At 49.0% G+C, this 20,370-nt stretch carries 18 protein-coding genes and 1 pseudogene; 14 read left to right on the forward strand and 5 right to left on the reverse strand.

Going from position 1 to position 20,370, the window contains the following annotated elements:
- Positions 1 to 73 precede the first annotated feature (73 nt).
- The 12 genes and pseudogenes from FJD32_RS13780 to FJD32_RS13835 all read left to right on the forward strand — a co-directional run.
- On the forward strand, positions 74 to 1,681 hold the full coding sequence (locus tag FJD32_RS13780; protein WP_011623084.1) for a carboxyl transferase domain-containing protein: 1,608 nt from the start codon (positions 74 to 76) through the stop codon (positions 1,679 to 1,681).
- Between the two features lie 59 nt (positions 1,682 to 1,740).
- A complete protein-coding gene (locus tag FJD32_RS13785; protein WP_088585741.1) occupies positions 1,741 to 2,586 on the forward strand; it encodes an enoyl-CoA hydratase-related protein in 846 nt (281 codons plus the stop codon).
- Positions 2,586 to 4,625 (forward strand): acetyl/propionyl/methylcrotonyl-CoA carboxylase subunit alpha, encoded by a 2,040-nt coding sequence (locus tag FJD32_RS13790; protein WP_088585742.1) that lies wholly within the window; start codon positions 2,586 to 2,588, stop codon positions 4,623 to 4,625. The genes FJD32_RS13785 and FJD32_RS13790 overlap by 1 nt, the downstream gene beginning before the upstream one ends.
- A complete protein-coding gene (locus FJD32_RS13795; RefSeq protein ID WP_088585743.1) occupies positions 4,626 to 5,573 on the forward strand; it encodes a hydroxymethylglutaryl-CoA lyase in 948 nt (315 codons plus the stop codon). It begins immediately after the preceding gene.
- A gap of 88 nt (positions 5,574 to 5,661) precedes the next feature.
- Positions 5,662 to 6,366: a CoA transferase subunit A gene (locus FJD32_RS13800; protein ID WP_011623088.1), complete on the forward strand. Its 705-nt coding sequence runs from the start codon at positions 5,662 to 5,664 to the stop codon at positions 6,364 to 6,366.
- A 110-nt stretch (positions 6,367 to 6,476) separates the two neighbouring features.
- Positions 6,477 to 7,133, forward strand: coding sequence for a 3-oxoacid CoA-transferase subunit B (locus tag FJD32_RS13805; protein ID WP_011623089.1), 657 nt, complete (start codon positions 6,477 to 6,479; stop codon positions 7,131 to 7,133).
- A 365-nt stretch (positions 7,134 to 7,498) separates the two neighbouring features.
- Positions 7,499 to 8,518 carry a hypothetical protein gene (locus tag FJD32_RS13810; RefSeq protein WP_226871886.1) on the forward strand — a complete coding sequence of 340 codons (1,020 nt, stop codon included), beginning with the start codon at positions 7,499 to 7,501 and terminating at the stop codon, positions 8,516 to 8,518.
- A gap of 116 nt (positions 8,519 to 8,634) precedes the next feature.
- Positions 8,635 to 9,237 (forward strand): DJ-1/PfpI family protein, encoded by a 603-nt coding sequence (locus tag FJD32_RS13815; RefSeq protein ID WP_088585746.1) that lies wholly within the window; start codon positions 8,635 to 8,637, stop codon positions 9,235 to 9,237.
- Between the two features lie 35 nt (positions 9,238 to 9,272).
- Positions 9,273 to 9,584: a cytoplasmic protein gene (locus tag FJD32_RS13820; RefSeq protein ID WP_088586957.1), complete on the forward strand. Its 312-nt coding sequence runs from the start codon at positions 9,273 to 9,275 to the stop codon at positions 9,582 to 9,584.
- Between the two features lie 224 nt (positions 9,585 to 9,808).
- Complete coding sequence (locus FJD32_RS13825; protein ID WP_140906446.1) at positions 9,809 to 10,564, forward strand: sulfite exporter TauE/SafE family protein; 756 nt, start codon at positions 9,809 to 9,811, stop codon at positions 10,562 to 10,564.
- Positions 10,565 to 10,665: 101 nt separating this feature from the next.
- Complete coding sequence (locus FJD32_RS13830; protein WP_122040746.1) at positions 10,666 to 10,893, forward strand: hypothetical protein; 228 nt, start codon at positions 10,666 to 10,668, stop codon at positions 10,891 to 10,893.
- A 226-nt stretch (positions 10,894 to 11,119) separates the two neighbouring features.
- A pseudogene (locus FJD32_RS13835) lies at positions 11,120 to 11,371 on the forward strand (GNAT family N-acetyltransferase); the annotation flags it as partial.
- Between the two features lie 68 nt (positions 11,372 to 11,439).
- Here FJD32_RS13835 and FJD32_RS13840 read toward each other — a convergent pair.
- From FJD32_RS13840 to dapA, 4 genes are all read right to left on the reverse strand, one after another.
- Complete coding sequence (locus tag FJD32_RS13840; RefSeq protein ID WP_055648219.1) at positions 11,440 to 14,535, reverse strand: efflux RND transporter permease subunit; 3,096 nt, start codon at positions 14,533 to 14,535, stop codon at positions 11,440 to 11,442.
- Positions 14,532 to 15,614 carry an efflux RND transporter periplasmic adaptor subunit gene (locus tag FJD32_RS13845; protein WP_037425693.1) on the reverse strand — a complete coding sequence of 361 codons (1,083 nt, stop codon included), beginning with the start codon at positions 15,612 to 15,614 and terminating at the stop codon, positions 14,532 to 14,534. The genes FJD32_RS13840 and FJD32_RS13845 overlap by 4 nt, the downstream gene beginning before the upstream one ends.
- Positions 15,615 to 15,967: 353 nt before the next feature.
- Positions 15,968 to 17,065, reverse strand: coding sequence for an outer membrane protein assembly factor BamC (bamC, locus tag FJD32_RS13850; protein ID WP_055648218.1), 1,098 nt, complete (start codon positions 17,063 to 17,065; stop codon positions 15,968 to 15,970).
- Positions 17,066 to 17,068: 3 nt separating this feature from the next.
- Entirely contained in the window at positions 17,069 to 17,953 is an 885-nt protein-coding gene (dapA, locus tag FJD32_RS13855; protein ID WP_055648217.1) for a 4-hydroxy-tetrahydrodipicolinate synthase, read from the reverse strand.
- A 172-nt stretch (positions 17,954 to 18,125) separates the two neighbouring features.
- On the opposite strand from dapA, the gene FJD32_RS13860 reads away from it, so the two are divergent.
- Together FJD32_RS13860 and bcp are read left to right on the forward strand one after the other, a co-directional pair.
- Positions 18,126 to 18,677 carry an ACT domain-containing protein gene (locus FJD32_RS13860; RefSeq protein ID WP_037417572.1) on the forward strand — a complete coding sequence of 184 codons (552 nt, stop codon included), beginning with the start codon at positions 18,126 to 18,128 and terminating at the stop codon, positions 18,675 to 18,677.
- 3 nt (positions 18,678 to 18,680) lie between these two features.
- Positions 18,681 to 19,151 carry a thioredoxin-dependent thiol peroxidase gene (bcp, locus tag FJD32_RS13865; protein ID WP_047536092.1) on the forward strand — a complete coding sequence of 157 codons (471 nt, stop codon included), beginning with the start codon at positions 18,681 to 18,683 and terminating at the stop codon, positions 19,149 to 19,151.
- Between the two features lie 229 nt (positions 19,152 to 19,380).
- On the opposite strand, the gene FJD32_RS13870 is transcribed toward bcp, so the two are convergent.
- A complete protein-coding gene (locus tag FJD32_RS13870) occupies positions 19,381 to 20,337 on the reverse strand; it encodes an adenosylmethionine decarboxylase (protein WP_055648216.1) in 957 nt (318 codons plus the stop codon).
- Positions 20,338 to 20,370: the final 33 nt, after the last annotated feature.

Consider the following 20,370-nt stretch of genomic DNA (forward strand, 5'->3'; position numbering starts at 1 on the left):
AGCTTTAGCCTTTCATGCCCCTCGCCCACCGAGCCAACGGATACTGAGTTACCGCTTTATAAGGACAATCAACGTGACGCAATTAAGCAGTCGTATCAACGCCCGTAGCGATGAATTTAAAGCCAAATCCGACGATATGGCCGCCCTCGTGGCCGATCTCAAAACCAAGCTCGCCAAAATTGAACTCGGCGGTGGCCCCGTTGCCCTAGAGCGCCATTTGGCCCGCGGTAAACTCCTTCCTCGTCAACGGGTTGAGAAACTCCTCGACGCAGGTTCGCCCTTTTTAGAATTGTCGCAATTTGCGGCATTTGAAGTCTATGACGAAGAAGTGCCCGCCGCAGGCATCATTGCAGGCATTGGCCGCGTGAGCGGCGTAGAGTGCATGATTATCGCCAACGATGCCACGGTCAAAGGCGGCACTTACTACCCTATCACAGTCAAAAAACACTTAAGGGCACAAGAGATTGCCAGTCGCTGCCATCTGCCCTGTATCTATTTAGTCGACTCGGGCGGTGCTAACTTGCCCCGTCAGGATGAAGTTTTTCCAGACCGCGACCATTTCGGCCGGATTTTCTACAATCAAGCGCAAATGTCCGCCAAGGGCATTCCACAAATTGCGGTGGTGATGGGTCTGTGTACCGCGGGCGGCGCCTATGTTCCTGCCATGGCCGATGAATCGATTATCGTTAAAGAACAAGGCACTATCTTCCTAGCTGGACCGCCGTTAGTGAAAGCCGCGACCGGTGAAGAAGTCAGCGCTGAAGAACTTGGCGGCGCCGATGTACACACTAAAATTTCAGGTGTGGCGGATCACTTAGCCCAAAACGATGAGCATGCATTAGAGCTTGCCCGCCGCGCAGTGCTGCGTCTGAATCATCAAAAACAAATCAACAGTCTGCTAAGCCCGGTTAAGCCACCGAAGTTTGATATCAACGAACTCTACGGCATTGTCGGCACCGATCTGAAAAAGCCCTTCGATGTGAAAGAAGTGATCGCTCGCATCGTCGACGACTCGGATTTCGATGAGTTTAAGGCCAACTATGGCGCAACCCTAGTTTGTGGTTTTGCCCGCATTCACGGCTATCCCGTGGGGATTGTGGCCAACAACGGCATTTTATTCTCCGAATCGGCGCAAAAAGGCGCGCACTTTATCGAGCTGTGCTGCCAGCGCAAGATCCCGCTGCTGTTCCTGCAAAACATCACCGGCTTTATGGTGGGTAAAAAGTACGAACACGAAGGTATCGCTAAGCACGGCGCCAAGATGGTGACCGCAGTGTCCTGCGCCAATGTGCCTAAATTCACTGTGATTATCGGTGGCAGCTACGGCGCGGGTAACTACGGTATGTGTGGCCGCGCGTTCGAGCCGACCATGATGTGGATGTGGCCCAATGCGCGCATCTCTGTGATGGGTGGCGAACAAGCCGCTGGCGTATTAGCGACAGTGCGCCGCGACGGTTTAGCCCGTAAAGGTGAAGAATGGTCTGCTGAGGATGAAAAAGCCTTTAAAGCACCGATTATTGCCCAATACGATAAAGAGGGTCATCCCTACCATGCCAGTGCCCGCCTGTGGGATGACGGCATTATCGACCCGGCGCAAACCCGTGATGTGGTGGGCCTTGCCCTGTCAGCCGCATTAAATGCCCCTATCGAAGACACCCGCTTCGGCGTCTTCCGTATGTAACGCATCTTGCGATGCCTTACGTATCACTCATAGAGGGAATTACTATGACGGGAATAATAATGACTGACACACAACACCAGAACACTAGCACTCAATCCTTAGCTAATTTGCAGCACGTCAGCTATGCGCTGAATAACGGCGTAGGCGAGTTAATCCTTAACCGAGCAGAAGTGCACAACGCCTTCGATGAGGTGATGATCAGCGAAATGATCGCTGTCCTCGGTTATTTTGCCGAGCACAAAGACTGCAAACTATTGGTATTAAAAGCCAATGGCAAAAACTTCAGCGCAGGCGCCGACTTAAACTGGATGCGCAAACAAGCCAAGATGGATTTTGAGCAAAACCTGAATGACGCCAAGGCGCTGGCCAAGCTGATGCAGGATTTAGATACCTTTCCAAAACCCACTATCGCCTTAGTCCAAGGGGCAGCCTTTGGCGGCGCGCTTGGGTTAATCTGCGCCAGTGATATTGCCATCGCCACCGAGCGCGCAAGCTTCTGCTTAAGCGAAGTTAAACTCGGGCTGATCCCTGCGGTGATTAGCCCCTACGTTGCCCGCGCCATGGGCAATCGCGCCTCACGCCGCTATATGCTGACCGCGGAACGTTTTGATGCGCAAACGGCGCTAAAACTCAATGTTATCCATGAGATAAACGACGATTTAGCGACCGCAGCGCAGCCCATTATCACCGCACTGCTCGCCAACAGTCCGCAGGGCATGGCATGGGTAAAGACCCTACTCGCCCGCCTCGAAGACGGCGTGATAGACCAAGATACGATTGATTACACCAGCGAGCGCATCGCCCGCATTCGGGTATCTGATGAAGGCCAAGAAGGTTTAAACGCCTTTTTTGAAAAACGTCAGCCGAACTGGCACACGCCAACAGATACTCAAGGAGTTCTTTGATGTTGACTAACAGCATGTTCACTAAGCTTTTAATTGCTAACCGTGGTGAAATTGCCTGCCGCATTATCAAAACCGCGCAGGCCATGGGCGTTCGCACCGTAGCCTTATATTCCGATGCCGATAAAAACGCCCGCCATGTTGCCATGGCCGACGAATCGTTTTACTTAGGTGCCAGCGCCCCAGCGGATTCTTACCTGAAGGGCGACTTGATTATTGAAATCGCCAAAAAAGCTCAGGCGCAAGCCATTCACCCAGGCTATGGTTTTTTATCGGAAAACGCCGACTTTGCCCGCAAGTGTGAGGCAGCAGGAATCGTGTTTGTTGGCCCAGGCAGCGATGCCATCTATGCCATGGGTAGCAAGAGTGCAGCCAAAGCCATTATGACGGCGGCGCAAGTGCCTTTAGTGCCGGGCTACCATGGCGACGATCAAACCGATGCCACCCTCAAGGCCGAAGCCTTAAAAATCGGCTTCCCGATGCTGATTAAAGCCGCCTACGGTGGCGGTGGCAAAGGTATGCGTATCGTTGAGCATGAAGGCGAAATCATGGACGCCATCAACTCGGCGCGCCGTGAAGCGGCCTCCTCCTTCGGTAACGATAAATTATTGCTGGAGCGTTATTTACGCCAGCCCCGCCATGTCGAAGTGCAAGTGTTTGCCGATACCTTTGGCAATGCGATTTACTTATCGGATCGCGACTGCTCGATTCAGCGCCGCCATCAAAAAGTGGTCGAAGAAGCGCCAGCACCCGGTTTAAGTGATGAACTGCGCGCCCAAATGGGTGAAGCCGCCGTGGCCGCCGCCAAGGCCATCGATTATGTTGGCGCGGGAACCGTTGAATTCCTGTTAGATACCGACAATAGCTTCTACTTTATGGAGATGAATACTCGCCTACAGGTAGAGCATCCGGTGACCGAAATGGTGACGGGCCAAGACTTAGTCAGATGGCAGTTAATGGTCGCCAGTGGTCAGCCTTTACCGCTCAAACAGAACGAAGTGCGTATCCACGGCCACGCCTTTGAGGTGCGTATTTACGCCGAAGATCCGCAAAATGAGTTTTTACCCGCCAGCGGTAAGCTCAACTTTCTGCGCGAGCCCGAGCAAAGCAAATACGTGCGTATCGACTCCGGCATCCGTGAAAACGATGTGATCAGTAATTTCTACGATCCTATGATCGCCAAACTGATTGTGTGGGATGAATCGCGTCCACGCGCGCTGCAACGCCTAGTGCATGCCCTCGAGTCCTATCAAATCAGCGGGCTTAAGCACAATATTGAATTTTTGGCCAATATTGCTGAGCATCCCGCCTTCGCCAAGGCGGATTTTAGCACTGACTTTATCAACCGTTACGGCGATGCGCTGATTGGCAGTGCTTCGAGCGAAACCGATACGGCTATCGCTTTTGCCGCGCTGTATCAAGTGCTTGCCCGTAAAGAAGCCGCCAAGGCACAGGCAATTAATAGCGCCGATCCTTACTCGCCTTGGGGCCAAGTCAGTGGCTTTAGACTCAACAGCGTCAGTCAGCATACCATTGCCCTGCTCGACGATGCCCACGAGTTACAACAATTGGTGCTATTAGACTTTGGCGACCACTATCAGTTATCTCTGCCAACGGAAGAAGGTCATATCAGCAAGTCCCTTAGTGGTGAGCTTAAGCAGGATTTACTGTTAGCCGAAATCAACGGCCATAAGAGCAAAGTGCCCGTTAGCGCCCAGGGCGATGATTTTACGCTGTTTTTACCCTCAGGCAGTTATCACTTCAGGGCGGTTAAAACCCAAGTGGTTGAGGCCGAATCCAGCAATGAAGATAAGCTCAAAGCGCCGATGAACGGCACAGTTGTGACCCACTTAGTGGAAGTCGGTGCAGAGGTGAAGGCGGGACAAGGACTACTGGTGATGGAAGCGATGAAGATGGAATACACCATCGAAGCGCCCTTCGACGGTATTGTTACCGAGTTCTACTTCAAGGCGGGCGAGTTAGTGAGCGACGGCGCTGTGCTGCTCCATGTTGAGCCTAAAGCCCAGAGCGAGGAAGCCTAAATGTCTGCGCTGGATCTTTCGAACTTAAGCGCGACCTCGTTAAGCGCCAGCTCGGATAGGGTTAGCTTATTCGAGATGGGGCCACGTGATGGCTTGCAGAATGAAGCCGCCGTCCCAACACAGGCCAAAGTCGCCTTGATTGAATCCCTCGCCAATGCGGGCGTGAAGCGAATTGAAGCCGGCAGTTTTGTGTCACCCAAATGGGTGCCACAAATGGCCGATAGCGGTGACGTATTGCGCCAAATTCGCCGTCAAGCGGGCGTGGTTTACAGCGCCCTCACCCCCAATGTCAAAGGCTTAGAGCTGGCGCTGGATGCAAAAGCTTCCGAAGTCGCTATCTTTGGTGCGGCGTCACAAAGCTTTAGCCAACGCAATATCAACTGTTCGATTGAAGAGTCGATTGAACGCTTTATCCCGTTGATGGACATGGCAAAAGCCGCCAATATCCCAGTGCGTGGCTATGTGTCCTGCGTTTTAGGCTGCCCCTATGAAGGGGAAATCGCGGCGAGCGAAGTGGCAAGAGTGTCTGAAATCCTTTACAAAATGGGCTGTTACGAAATTTCGCTCGGCGACACTATCGGTGTAGGCACGCCGTTAAAAGCCCGTAAAATGCTGCAAGCCGTGATGGAGCGAGTGCCGGTAGAAAAACTCGCCCTGCACTTCCACGACACCTATGGCCAAGCATTAGCCAATATTACCGCCTGCCTCGACTTAGGCGTGCGCAGCTTTGATGCCTCAGTGGCAGGCCTAGGTGGTTGCCCGTATGCAAAAGGCGCATCGGGTAATCTGGCGAGTGAAGACTTGGTCTATATGCTCCACGGACTCGGTTTGAAGACGGGTATCGATTTAGAAAAACTGGCATTAGCGGGTTTTGGGATCAGCAAACAATTAAATCGTCTTAATGGCTCTAAAGTCGCCAATGCAATCTTGCAGGGCGCTAAAGCCTAGGTGCTAGGTGCTAGGTGCTAGGTGCTAGGTGCTAGGTGCTAGGTGCTAGAAATGATTGGACACGAAAAACAATTTAAAGGACATCAAAATGGCAGGACTCAATAAAGTCGTCAGCAGCTATGAAGAAGCGTTAGCAGGTTTATCCGATGATATGACCATTATGGTTGGCGGTTTTGGCTTGTGCGGTATTCCTGAAGGCTTAATCAATCAAATGGTTAAGATGGGCGTTAAGGGCTTAACCGCCATTTCAAACAACGCTGGTGTGGATGATTTCGGTCTGGGCTTATTGTTAAAACACCGTCAGATTTCGACCATGATCGCCTCCTACGTAGGTGAGAACGCCACTTTCGAACAGCAAATGCTCTCGGGCGAACTCAATGTGATTTTAACGCCGCAGGGCACGCTGGCGGAAAAAATCCGCGCGGGCGGTGCCGGTATTCCGGCGTTTTTCACCGCCACAGGCTACGGTACCCCCGTGGCGGAAGGCAAAGAAACCCGTGAAATCAAAGGCCGTCACTATGTGTTAGAAGAGTCTCTGACCGCCGATTTTGCCCTCGTTCGCGCTTGGAAAGCCGATACTATGGGTAACTTAGTGTTCCGCAAAACCGCCGCTAACTTTAACCCTATGATGGCGACTGCGGGCAAAATCACGGTAGTAGAAGCCGAGTTTATTGTGGAGCCGGGCGAGCTCGATCCAGATCATATCCATACTCCCGGCATTTATGTTGATCGCGTCATCCAAGGCAAGTTCGAGAAACGTATCGAGCAGCGCACGGTAAAAGCGGCAAAATAAGAAGCGCTGAACGATTAACAACGCAAGCTAAAGCGACAGAGTCTAAGCCCTAAATAAAGACCGAAAAATTGAGGCCAATAGCGACTCTAGGTAAAGGAAGGATAAAGATCATGGCATTATCAAGAGAACAACTGGCACAGCGCGTTGCCAAAGAATTACAAGACGGCTACTACGTCAACCTCGGTATTGGTATTCCCACGCTCGTGGCCAACTACATTCCCGCAGGCATGGAAGTGATGCTGCAATCGGAAAACGGCCTGCTCGGCATGGGGGAATTTCCGACGGAAGAAACTATCGATCCGGATTTAATCAACGCCGGTAAACAAACCGTCACCGCGGTAAAAGGCGCCTCGTTTTTCTCCTCCGCCGAAAGCTTTGCCATGATCCGTGGCGGCCATGTAGACTTAACCGTACTCGGCGCCTTTGAAGTCGATGTAAATGGTTCCATTGCCTCATGGATGATCCCAGGCAAGCTTATCAAGGGCATGGGCGGCGCAATGGATTTAGTCGCAGGGGCGGAAAATATTATCGTGACTATGATGCACGCCGATAAGTACGGCAACTCTAAGCTGTTACCCGTGTGCGAATTGCCCCTCACAGGCTACGGCTGCATCAAACGTGTTGTTACCGATTTAGCCTTTATCGAGATTAAAGATGGCGCCTTCCATCTGTTAGAGCGCGCCCCCGGTGTCAGCGTTGAAGAAATTGTCAGCAAAACCGCTGGCAAATTAATCGTGCCAGACCATGTACCAGAGATGGTGTTTTAAGCGTTTTTAAACCTAAGTATTAATGACGTCTTAGCTCCTAGCGTTCGATGCATTAACTTATTTGATTCAAGTAAGCCCAGAATATAAATCTGGGCTTTTTATTGCTTTGCTTAATCCATTGAACCTGACGAGTGCAACAACACTAATGCTCTGGCGACACGCCGTAAACCCATCCTTGGGGGCTCAACGAAAAAGTCCCTTTTTTCGATGGTCGCCAACGCATCAGCGCTGTTTGCTGCAATGTTCTGCGTATTCAACCCTGCTTTACAAATCGTGTGCATTGGTGACTTGTATAGCCGTTTTACTTCACGGTTAGCCACTTTGTATGCAGTTGCGGTAAACTCGCCGCAGCCTAAATACTAAGGATGCTCAAGTTGTTAGCTAAATTTCTCAATAAACGCAGTCGCAGTCGTAGACATATGCGCGATTATGCCAAAAACGTCTTTGAATATGACCAGTATTTACTGACCGATTATATCGACAGTGGAATGACAGATGGTTTCGAGAGAGTGAAACAATATCGTGAGTTTGATGAGGATTTTCGGCAATGGCAATTGTTTGGAGCTGAGTTTGGTATACCCGAGTGTCATTGGGGCAATGTAGCCCAACTTACCTATATTGAATCGGGCTTGCTGGAGCCTAAGCCGCTTATGTGCTCGCTTGCTTACGGCTATTTTCATACCGCGATAGACTACTATCAATACTACACTGCGGTTGAGAAAACAGGTGAAGTAGCTAATGCCGGATGGATGACAACCAGTGTTTTTCGGCTTGTACTTATGCTGTTTTCTGAGCTGAATACTGAGACTGACGAACTGTATCAAGCCTTGGCGACCGCCTGGCGCGCTGGCTGGATAATTCGTTCCCACGGGTTTATCGGTGATTTTTTGGTGTTGTTATATGGGCGATATTTGGGTGTTATTGAGCCGCCTTTTGCTACTGAAGTACAAGTGACACTTCGTAAAACAGCCTCCTTTCCCTATGCTGAATTTCTAGATAACTGGGATACTCAAGATGAAGTGTTTGTTCGCACTATGTTGCAAACCCTGTGTGACCATCAGGTAGAGCAAGCAGTTATCGGCGATAAAAAGTGCTTTTTTGAGTTCAACGGAGGACCACATACATATTTACCGCTAACAGCGTTAATGCTGCTGAAACTGCGATCCCTTAGAAGCTTGCCTAATCCGCAGTTCAGTCATCCCGCATTTGGCGATATAACAGCTTTGTTTGAGCAAGTCTCCACAGCCTTTAGCGACTATGTCGCAGCAGAGAAGATCCAGCGGATTGAAGATGCGGCCGATGACGTGTTAACCCAGGCATTAACCAGAATGCAAAGCCAAGATTTTAATGCCCATGCTATTTTTGCCAAGCGGCATCCATCGTGAGTGCTAGTTAAGATGTTGATTAACCATGCATTACAATAACCCATATTGATAACCCAGACTTAAGGCTGAGCCTATTCAAGCCTTAAGTCATCCCAATGCAAACAAGAGGACAAAGGATGTACCAGATTGCGATTGTGATATTTGATGAATTTACCGATATCGATTTCTTTTTAATGCGCGATATTCTCGGCCGCACAACAACCGATTGGACAGTCAAAGTGCTAGGCACTAAACCTAGCCACAGGTCGAGTTTAGGAATGACGGTAGAAACCGATGGCCATGTCGCGCAAGTTGCTGATGCTGACGTGGTATTATTCAGCAGTGGCTATAAAGGTGTACCTGCCGCACTTGCGGATCCTGAGTTTATGTCGGCCCTTAAATTAGATCCCGCACGGCAATTGCTTGGCAGTATCTGTGCGGGCTCATTCTTCTTTGCCAAGTTAGGCTTACTCGACAATATCTCGGCAACGACGCATCCCGATGCCAAACCCGCATTAGTGGCCATGGGTGTGGAGGTGGAAGACTGCGCTCTGGTGATCAATGGCAATATTGCCACTGCGGGAGGCTGCCTGTCCTCACTCTATTTAACGGGCTGGATTGCGGAGCGTTTATTTGACAGAGCGAAGCGCCGCGAAATTCATCGGCAACTGATCCCCGCAGGCCAAGCCGATGTGTTTGAAGCTTTAATCGAATCCTCGATTACCTCAGCCATTCGCTAATATGGTGTGCAATCCTCTGGATGAAGGGCGCAATTATGACACTCAAAGCACTACTTAATCAGTTAAAAACCGAGCACAAGATCACTGGCGTAGTCGAACTTGCGGCGCTATTGGCGCAAGATAAGGCGCTACTTCAGCAGATCAAACAAGCGGATGCACAGTATTGGGTCAACTTTAGCAAGCAGACGTTTGATGGTTGGTACTGCGTCGCTACGCCATCGAATGCCAGCTACCATGTGTACTATCAAGAGCGTGGGCAACATTGCTGGGGAGAAGAGGTATTTAGCGATCAACATTTAGCCATCGCTACGGTGATTTTTGAGTCAGGGCTGTTTCACGCTGAATAAAGGCATAACTGCAAAGTGTTAATCACTTTTGATGAGTTAGGCTGGGCCCTTAATGCCGAGGCTTTATACCTAAACCCGATTCGGCACGCCCATAACAAAGCCATCAATCTGCCGCCACTTACAATATTGATGGCTTTTCATCTGAGTAACTTACTGTTAAGGTGATGTTTTTATAAGCAATTGACGTTCAGGTTGAGTGAGACAATGGCAACGGAGCATTCACTATGGATTGGTTACTGATCGCCCTCGCAGGCTTACTCGGCGGCATGTTAAATGCGGTGGCGGGCGGTGGCAGCTTTATCACCTTATTTGCCCTTGTGTTTGTGGGCGTGCCGCCACTGATGGCCAACGCTACGGGCACTGCCGCTCTGCTCCCAGGCTACCTTGCCAGTGCCTGGCGTTTTCGAAAAGAGATTGAATATCCAGCAAATCTTAGCTTAAAAACCCTGTGCCTGATTGCGATAGCTGGCGGATGCCTCGGCGCAGCGATACTGCTAAGCACCAGCGAGCAAGTATTTGCTTATCTTGTCCCTTGGTTGATTTTGCTGGCCACACTCGCCTTTATCGCTGGACCTTGGTTACTGAAAAAACGTTTAGCCCATGCCAGCATCCCCCGTGTGAATACCGTCAAGCCACTGACGGCAATGGTGATTCTCTTCATCGTCTGTATTTACGGCGGCTATTTTAACGGGGGATTAGGGATTATTTTACTCGCCACCTTTGGGTTACTCGGCCAAACCCAATTACATGGGATGAACGGGCTTAAAAATTTACTCTCCGCCCTACTCACCACCATTGCCGTGGTGATTTACGCCCTAGGTAATCTGATTGACGGACAATATCTGTTAGTGCTTGCCATTATGGCGATTATTGGCGGCTATCTTGGCGCCGCGCTGGCTTATCGCATTCCCCAATCCCTGTTGCGGGGTTTTATTGTGCTTGTCGGTTTCGCTATGAGTGTGGGATTTTTTATGCGTTAACCCCTTTGCGTTAGCCTAAAATATGCCAACCTCAAGCGTCATGTATTGGCAGACTACCTGCTTAATAGAAATCTAGATACTGGATAAAACAAGGAAGCGTGATGGGCGCCATTTCAATTAGACAAGCACAGATAGCCGACCATAACGCCATGACGGCCTTACTGTTGCAGCTGGGTTATAGTGCCACCGAGGCGCAGTTACATCAGTATCTCGATGATCCTAAAAGATCGGATGAAATCTATCTCGCCGAGTCTGAGGGAGTTGTGGTTGGGCTGATAAGTATAGGGCGTGTTGGCGTTTCAGGGTTATTTTTGCAGCTATTTGGCTGACGTTTATGCAAGGCAAAGTCCGTGCAGTGTAGTTATTCTACATAAACGGACGATAACGCGGCAGAAACGGCAGCCAAATGCTGCCCGAAGGGTTCGTCTGGCAAGCCCTTGCTCTTTGTCACTCGTCATTTGAGTAGAATAACTACACATCATTCCTCGTTTCGCGAGCACGTGCTTGCCAGAACGAACAAAATTTAATCTCGAAACGTCAACACGCCCTAATCTTTTTGATTATTTTCCCTCGCAGCAGCAAATCTGCCGCATTACTGCTTTAGTTGTGACGGAGGCTAGTCGAGGCTTAGGTGTGGGGACGCAACTAATTGATTTTGCTAAATCGAGGGCAAGTGAACGAGGTTGTCGCCAACTTGAGGTCACCACGTCAATGAGACGGGAACAGACCCAAGCTTACTATGAGTCCATTGGCTTTGAGAAAACCTCCTTTCGCTATATTCAAGCTCTTGAAGTTAACCCAAAGTAAGTTTACCCAAATAAAATAGGCGCTTAAGTGTACTTAAGCGCCTATTTTGGCGAAGCGTTCGCGAGGGGTTAATCCTGCGCTAATTCCTTTTCTAATTGCTGGGCAATCGCTTCTGGCGAGCCGCTATTACGGGCAAAAAGACCGTAGGCAGTTGGGATCACATAAATGGTAAACAGCGTCGCCAGCATAATGCCCGCAAGCACCACTACGCCAATCACAAAGCGGGTTTCAGCACCTGCGCCCGTTGCCAAAACCAGAGGGACGGCGCCCGCGGCTGTAGTAATCCCCGTCATCAAGATAGGCCGTAAACGCTGGCATGAGGCTTGGATAATGGCGCGGTCAAAATCGACCCCCTTATCCCGCAACTGATTGGCAAATTCGACGATCAGAATACCGTTTTTCGCCGCAAGGCCCACCAGCATAATAATCCCAATCTGGCTGTAGATATTGAGACTCTGCCCCGTAAACCACAGCCCTATCAAGGCGCCAACCGTGGCAAGCGGTACCGTCAGCATAATCACCATAGGGTGAATATAGCTTTCAAACTGCGCCGCTAATACCAGGAACACAATCCCAAGCGCCAGCAAGAACACAAAGTACATTGAGCTGCCAGACTCTTGATAATCCAGCGATTGTCCCTTGTAGCTGATGACTGCTTCCGCAGGCAAGTAAGCTCGCGCCACTTGATTGAGGTAATCCAGCGCTTCGCCTAGGCTATAACCATCCGCCAAGCTGGCCTCAATGGTAATCGCCCGCATACGGTTGTAGCGGTTAAGAGAGCTGGCATCGGCAAACTCTTCTACCGTAACTAAGTTGGATAATGGGATCAGCTCCTTCGTCCGTTCGGAGCGAACATAGATATTTTGCAGATCGGCCGCGGTATTTTGGTTACTGCGCTCCCCTTCCACAATCACATCATACTCTTCGCCATCACGCATAAAGGTGGTGACAAGGCGCGAACCTAACATAGATTCTAAGGTGCGACCGATATTAGAAATTGACACCCCTAGGCTTGCTGCCCTGTCTCTGTCAATCACCACTCTAAGCTGCGGTTTGGTCTCTTTATAATCGTGGTCAAGGCCAAGCAGTTTAGGATTTTCCGCCACCTTTTCCATCATAATATCCCGCCAAGCAGCGAGTTCCTCATAGCTTGGACCACCAATAACAAATTGCACCGGTTTGCCCACGCCACGGCCAAAGGCTTGACGCATCACAGGGAAAGCCTGCACACCGGCTAAATCCGCGAGGCGCTTGTTAATATCGCCAATCACTTCTTTCATAGGACGACGTTGCCCCCAATCCTCGAGCACAATAATCGCCATACCGTTAGAGAAGTCTGCCGCGCGGCCAAAGCCACGGGGCGCACGAATCAGCAAACGCTTGATATCCCCCGAATCCACCAATGGCATTAGGCGGCTTTCAACCTCAGTCATATAGGATTCGATATACTCGTAACTCGCCCCCTGAGGCCCGTTAATCATTAAAAATAATGAGCCTCGATCCTCCTGCGGTGCAAATTCCTGCGGTACTTTTTGGGCAAGAAACACACTACTACCGAGCGCAATCAACACGATAACTGACATCAGCACTGGTTTTGCCATCGCGCTCTCTAGCGAGCTTTGATAGCGACGGGAAATGTCCGTCATAATGCTATCAACCTTACGCACTAGCCATGAGTCCTGCGACGCCGGTTTAAGCAGCTTAGAGCACATCATCGGGCTTAGGGTTAACGCCACGATACTGGAGAAAATCACCGCCGCACTCATGGCCACCGCAAACTCCTTAAAGAGCTTACCTAAGTCTCCTTCGAGGAACGTGATCGGCATAAATACCGCCACTAACACTAAGGTGGTGGCAATGACCGCAAAGGCGACTTCACGGGCACCCAAAAACGCCGCTTTTAAGGGGGAATCCCCTTCTTCGATACGGCGGTGAATGTTTTCCAACATCACAATCGCATCGTCCACCACCATACCGATGGCGAGGATCATCGCCAGCAGCGTCAACAGGTTGATGGTATATCCCAAGGCATAGAGCACGATAAACGTGCCGAGCAAAGACACGGGCACCGTAATCGCAGGGATTAACATAGCACGCACGCTGCCAAGGAATAGATAAATCACAATAATCACTAAGATCATTGCGGTAAACAGCGTTTGATAAACCTCTTTGATCGAGGCTTCGATAAACACTGAGCTATCGTAGCTACGTTTAATCGACATTCCTGCGGGCAAGGTAGGATTGATTTTATCGACTAAGGCATTAACGGCGCGGGCTACCTCTAAGGTGTTGGCGGTCGACTGTTTTGACACCCCAAGACCAATCATGGCCTCCTTGTTGCCGCGGAACATAATACGCTCTTCTTCGGAGCCAATGTCCACCTTAGCTACGTCACCAAGCTTGACTAAATAACCATCTTCTCCTTGAGCAATCACCAGATTGGCAAAGTCCTCAGCGCTGCGATAACTTCGCTCTAAACGCACGGTAAAGTGGCGCTCCTTGGATTCAAGCGAACCTGCGGGTAACTCGACGTTTTCAGCCCTAAGTGCGGCTTCAACATCGGCCACCGTGAGGCTTCTGGATGCAAGGGCTTGTCTATCGAGCCAGATGCGCATGGCGTAAACCTTGCCCCCACCGATACGGATCATCGACACCCCGTCAACCACCGACAGACGGTCGGATAAATAGCGACGGGTATAATCGGTTAGCTCTAATGTGGTCATTTGATCCGACACTAAGTTGAGCCACATAATCACTTCATCGCCACCGTTGGCTTTTTGTACCTCTGGGGGATCGGCTTCTTCGGGTAAGTTATCTAATAGACCCGAAATTCTATCGCGTACATCGTTGGCCGCATCCTCAATATTACGACTAATATCAAACTCTAAGGTCACCTGTGAGCGACCATCGCTGCTCGATGAACTCACATGGCGAATGCCTTCGACGCCGCTGATCCTGTCTTCTATCAGCTGAGTAATGCGACTCTCAACTACCGCAGCACTAGCGCCGCGATAGTTGGTTTCAATCGAGACAATCGGCGGGTCGATATTGGGGTATTCCCGCAGCGGTAATTTATCAAATGCGACTAAACCAAAGGCCACCAGCAATAGGCTAATGACCGAGGCAAATACTGGCCGTTTAACGGAAAGATCGGTCAGGATCATACGCTTGGCTCCGTATTAGCATCGGAAAGATAGCTAAATTTTTCAGCCAGTTGGGTCTTTACCACATCACCAGGATGCACCTTAAGCAGGCCGCGGATCACCACATTTTCACCAATCGCTAAGCCATCGGTAATTTCTACCCAGCCACGGGTACGAACTCCAATGGTGACTTGCTTACGCTCGATGACATTGTCTTTATTCACACTGTAAACAAAGTGTTCTTTCTGGATTGGGATAATCGCCGACTCAGGCAACATTAGCGCCTCGCGGCTGCGTTTGATGAGTTTGACCTTCATCAGCATCCCAGGCAGTAAGCGTAAATCTGGATTTGGGATTTCGGCGCGTACAATCACGGCACGGGTGGTTGGGTTAACACGGCTATCGATGGAAATCACTTTGCCTTTAAAAATTTCATCAGGGAAAGCCACGGCTTTTGCTTCAACAAGCTTGCCAGGCTGCAAGTCTTGAATAAAACGCTCTGGCACTGAGAAATCTAATTTAATCTTGGAGATATCATCGAGCGTGGTGATCTCAGTACCCGGTGTCACTAAACTACCCACGCTCACTTGGCGCAGGCCTAAACGGCCATTAAAGGGGGCGACAATACTGCGATCATTGAGGGAAGATTGTGCCTGCTCTAACTCGGCGCGGGCCGTATCGATTAAGGTTTGCAGGCGGTCACGCTCTAACTCTGCCACTGTTCGACTAGTGACAAGCGAACTAATCCGCGCCAATTCACGCTGATTGTCACTCACTTTCACCTGCGCCACTTTCACTTTGGCTATCTGCTCGGCATTTTGCAGTTGCACCAATAAATCGCCCTTTTTGACAATATCGCCATCATCAAACTTTAATGAGGTCACCACATCAGTGACTTTGGGCGTAATGGTGACGGACTCAAATGCCTTATTTGTGCCAATAGCTTCCACTTCGTCTCGAACTTGTGCCATAGAAGCGGTGGCGATAACCACATTAGGGGTGAGCTTAACTTTTGCTTGCTGCTGCTCTTGAGGTTGCATAGCTTGATATCCAAACCATGCCGCTGCCAAAATAGCGATGATAATTATGATTTTTTTCATCTGGCTTCCAAATGATGACTCGCATTAGTGACGGCTAGTTTACCCACTCGCATCATTGCATCAATACGTTTTACTTTTTCTTACAAATTACGCTGAGCGCGCAAAATTTGTAATAACGCTGCGGACAAGTCGAAAAACACCACTGAGGTGAAGAATGCAATACGATAAACGGCAATTTAAGCGGATTATTTCAAAATAACTCACAACTTAAGCGGTTTAATCTAAAACCATAATGTAACTATTGATATTACCTAGAAATATTCTGATACATCATGCTGTATCGTCCTAGAGCAATAGGCTGAATTGCAGACACAAAAAAGGGCGATAAATCGCCCTTTTTGACTGAGGTGGAATTAACGCAGTTTGCGCTCTTCTTTCATCAGATTCGACAATGATTCATACACCTTGGCGACAACGTCATTCGATAACGGCTGATCTTCAGCGTCACGAAGCAAAATCTTAGTCTCATCAGGGGTATCACCGTCTTGTAAGAGTAAACGGTAGCTACCTTCTTTTAAGGACAATTGATTGTCGTTCCACAATGAACTCCAGAAACCTGAGTTATCGGTAAACTTGATAAAGTACAGGCCTTTAGCACTGTCCATATCTGAAATTTCAAAGCCCATTTCTGGCAATACTATACGCAGACGATCCCACACTTGCTTATAGGAAGCCTTAGCAGACCAATATGCATCACCCTCTTCTGGCGTGACCAAATCAACATTGATCCCTAAGGTCTGCTTTAAGCGGTTTGCTTGAATGGTTTGCTCACGCTTAACGCTCATATAAGCAATGGCACTGTTAAGCATATCGATGGTGTAACGCTGCTTATCCTCACCACTGAGCATTACATCCTGCTCTTTACCATCGTAAAACTCTTCGTGTTCTACTAAGTGAATAACGATATTAGCGGTACGGCCGTGTGGACGGGTTTCGATATCGAAGCGATAACGCTGACGCAGCAGATATTCTTTATCTGAGCCCCATAAACTTGACTCCAACACCTCTCGGCTTTCAATCCAATCGGTTTCAATGTTGCCTTTATCATAGTCGCGACTACGAACAGGGATCGCTTGCTTCGCTAAGAATCCATCTAAGTTAGCGAAAATCTCTTGCTTAAGATCGACACTGTTATCAATCGATTCAACCACAATCTTAATGTTATCGCTGCCCTCTTCCACATGCGTACCTTCTGCCATTGGCAAAACTTGCAGTGGTGGGCGGATATCAAGGTTTTTACCAACAAGCGCAGGGTTTGCTTTAGCGCCGATTGCCGGAACCTCGTATTCTTTATTGTAAGGCGGCGTTTTCAATCCCTCAGGGATCTTTAGCATTGGCGCTTGCTCAGCCTGAACATAGTCTTCAGCACCGTTGGCTTGGCGACGCTCTAATGGCGAACTACAAGCTGCAACAGCAGCAACTAAGAACAGTGGAGTGACTTTCTTTAACATTAATTATTTAACCTCTATCTGGGCACGAGTCATTGCATCTAACAACAGACCATGACATTGCTCAGAAAGTTCAGTCAAAGGTAAACGAATATGACCACACTGAATCAACCCCATACGCTGGGCTGCCCATTTCACTGGGATAGGATTTGCTTCGCAAAACAGTGTGCTATATAAACCACGTAGTGGCTCGTCGATACTTGCGGCTAATTCGGCGTTGCCCGCCAATGCGGCGTCGCACATAGCTTTAAAGGCTTTTGGCACTATGTTGTTAGCAACCGAAATCACCCCGTTACCGCCAAGGAGTAAAAACTCTCTCGCTGTCGCATCATCACCGCTGTACAGCATAAAGTCATTGCCGCAAAGTTCACGTAGTCGTTTAACCCGTGATACATCACCCGTGGCTTCTTTTACACCAATAATATTGCTCACGCTCACTAACTCGGCCACGGTTTCAGGCTTCATATCAACCGCGGTGCGCCCAGGAACGTTATAGAGAATTTGGGGAATATCAGTGCTGGCCGCCACGGCTTTATAGTGGGCCACTAAGCCCTTTGGCGTCGGTTTATTGTAGTAAGGTGTTACGCCTAACATGGCGTCAACCCCGACTTTAGATAAGGACTTGGTGAGTTCGATAGCTTCTGCTGTCGCATTCGCACCATTGCCACCAATCACAGGGATACGACCTGCGACAAACTTAACGGTTTGAGCGACCACGGCAACGTGCTCATTCATTGGCAGAGTCGCTGACTCACCGGTGGTACCCACGGCAACGATGGCGTCTGTGCCTTGGTCAATATGGAATTCGACTAACCTTTCAAGACTTGCAAAATCTACTGAGCCATCACTGTTCATTGGCGTGATTAAGGCTACGATGCTTCCGTTTATCATCTGACTTCCCCAAAATTTCAGGATTCGCTATGGTACTGATGCCAACCATTAATGACAAGCACTAACGGGGGTCTCAAATTGATTTAGTTATGGTAGCATTACATCCCGCACAAAAACTCGGCGCTCGGTCTCGAGTTTTCGCTCTATGATATCGAAAAAGTGAGGACAATTCATGACCAATTTCCTGGTCGTAACTGCAATGGGCGTAGACCGTCCTGGACTCGTAAGTAAACTAGCTCGGCTTGCCAGTGACTGTGACTGCGATATCGTCGACAGCCGTATGGCATTATTTGGTAACGAATTTACCTTAATCATGATGTTGTCAGGTTCGTGGGCATCCATAACGAAAATTGAAAGCTTGCTCCCGAGTCTCAGTGTTGAATTAGAACTGATGACGGTGATGAAGCGTACCTCTAAGCACACGCCGCAAAATTACCTTTCGCGCCTTGAAGTGCGCTTTACTGGTAAAGATCAGCGCGGCACGATGAAATCCATCACCCAGTTTCTTGCCGACCGCTCCTTAGACTTGGCGGCAGTCCGCTCCTTCTCTGAAGAGCTTGAAAATGGCGAGCAAACGCAAACTATTTCATTAACCATCAATATTCCTGAAAAAGTTGAACTAGAAAAGCTCGAAAAGAGTATCTATCAACTCTCCGAGGAGATGGCACTGGATTGCACCATTAGACGCATGGAAGGCACGACCTCAAGAAACGACAGAGGATAATAGATGAATACCTTAACCGCTGGTGCCAAAGCGCCACTTTTTACCTTACAAAATCAACAGGGTAACGCTGTTTCACTACAAGAATGCTTAACGCGTGGTCCCGTTTTAGTCTATTTTTACCCTAAAGCGTCAACCCCTGGCTGCACAGTACAAGCCTGCGGTTTACGTGATAGCAAAGCTGAACTCGACAGCCACAAAGTAACCGTCCTCGGCATTAGCCCAGATCCTGTGGCTAAATTAGCTAAGTTTGCTGAAAAACAATCACTTAACTTTACCCTACTCAGCGATGAAGACCACAGCGTTGCTGATGCCTTTGGCGTGTGGGGCGAAAAGAAATTTATGGGTAAAGTCTATGATGGAATCCATAGGTTAAGTTTCCTCATCAACACCGATGGCACTATTGCCCATGTGTTCGATAAGTTTAAAACCAGCGACCATCATCAAGTGGTGCTGGCAGAGATTGCAGCGCAGTAATAGCCGCTAAATGGTATAGCAAGGGATTTTCTGACTAATTGCCAACGGCTCAGTTTAGAAATTTCAGTTTTAATTGCCCAAAAAAACCGCAAGCAAACATAAAATGGCCCTAAATTAGGGCCATTTTTGATGAAAAATTTTCAGCTTGTGGCGAATAAATCCTCTAATCACACCGCAACTTTAGCAGTCGCTTATTCCATTGAATCACCAACTCAATTCTGGGAAACGATTATAGGAATACAGGCAGTAACTCTTCAGTTTGAAGCTGTTGATAGTGATTAAAATCAATCTGACAGCCTTGCTCAGTTACGATTGAACCATGCGCTAAACATACATGCTCAGGAAATCCAGCAGTCATAAGCGACTGGTTAAAACGGATGAGATCCCAGCTTGAGGGCATAAATAGCTTAATCATCTGTGCAACAAGGGGATAGGGATAAACAGCTAAATCCAGATTAGTCTCAAAGCTGACGTAGGAGTTATCTCCCGGCCCTATCGATGGCGTGATATGCAAGGTAACATAGTCAGCCCCACGTATCCCATTTAACGAAAATCCCGCGGGCTGAAAACAGTGCATATCAAATTGAAAATCAGGGAAAATTCGCTGCAATCCTAAGCGTTGATAAATCCCCTGCTCGGTTTGTGTGGGCGACTTGAGGTAATCAGCCAACTCGCCACGGATGTGGTACATCATCAGTTCAAGGCAGGTATCATACGTTGACGACATAGGTTGGCCGTCAGTGCAAAACAAATTGTCAGTACAAAACAAATAGTGATGATGTGAATCTAAGTGACCAACTCGAAAGGCTTTTCCGGGGATCAAGGTCCGCAATTTCGCAATATCGTCAGCAAAGTGTGTGCTTTGTAGCTGGGCTTGGTATTCATTCTTACGCTGATAACAGAGCGCGGCAATGTGCTCAACCCCTAAGGCGTTAATAAAGTAGCAGGCCGCCTCAATCAGGGTGCTATTACCGCAGGTGAGCAGCAGAATCTTATCATCCCAGACGAACAGGCTCGATTCACTCAGTAGATAGGCATCGCAGGCAGGATTACGGATTATTGACAGGATTTCCGCATTGGCACAGGCGACCAAGGTTGACCAAAAGCCGTACTCTCGTTGGCGCAGTGATGCCATATTGGAAGTGAGTCTGATCTCAAGCTTTTTTTCCGCGCCTTCAAAAAACATCAAGCCGTTCGCCTCATCTTATCCCTGTGTTTG

Source organism: Shewanella sp. LC6 (assembly GCF_006385735.2).
GTDB lineage: Bacteria > Pseudomonadota > Gammaproteobacteria > Enterobacterales > Shewanellaceae > Shewanella > Shewanella xiamenensis.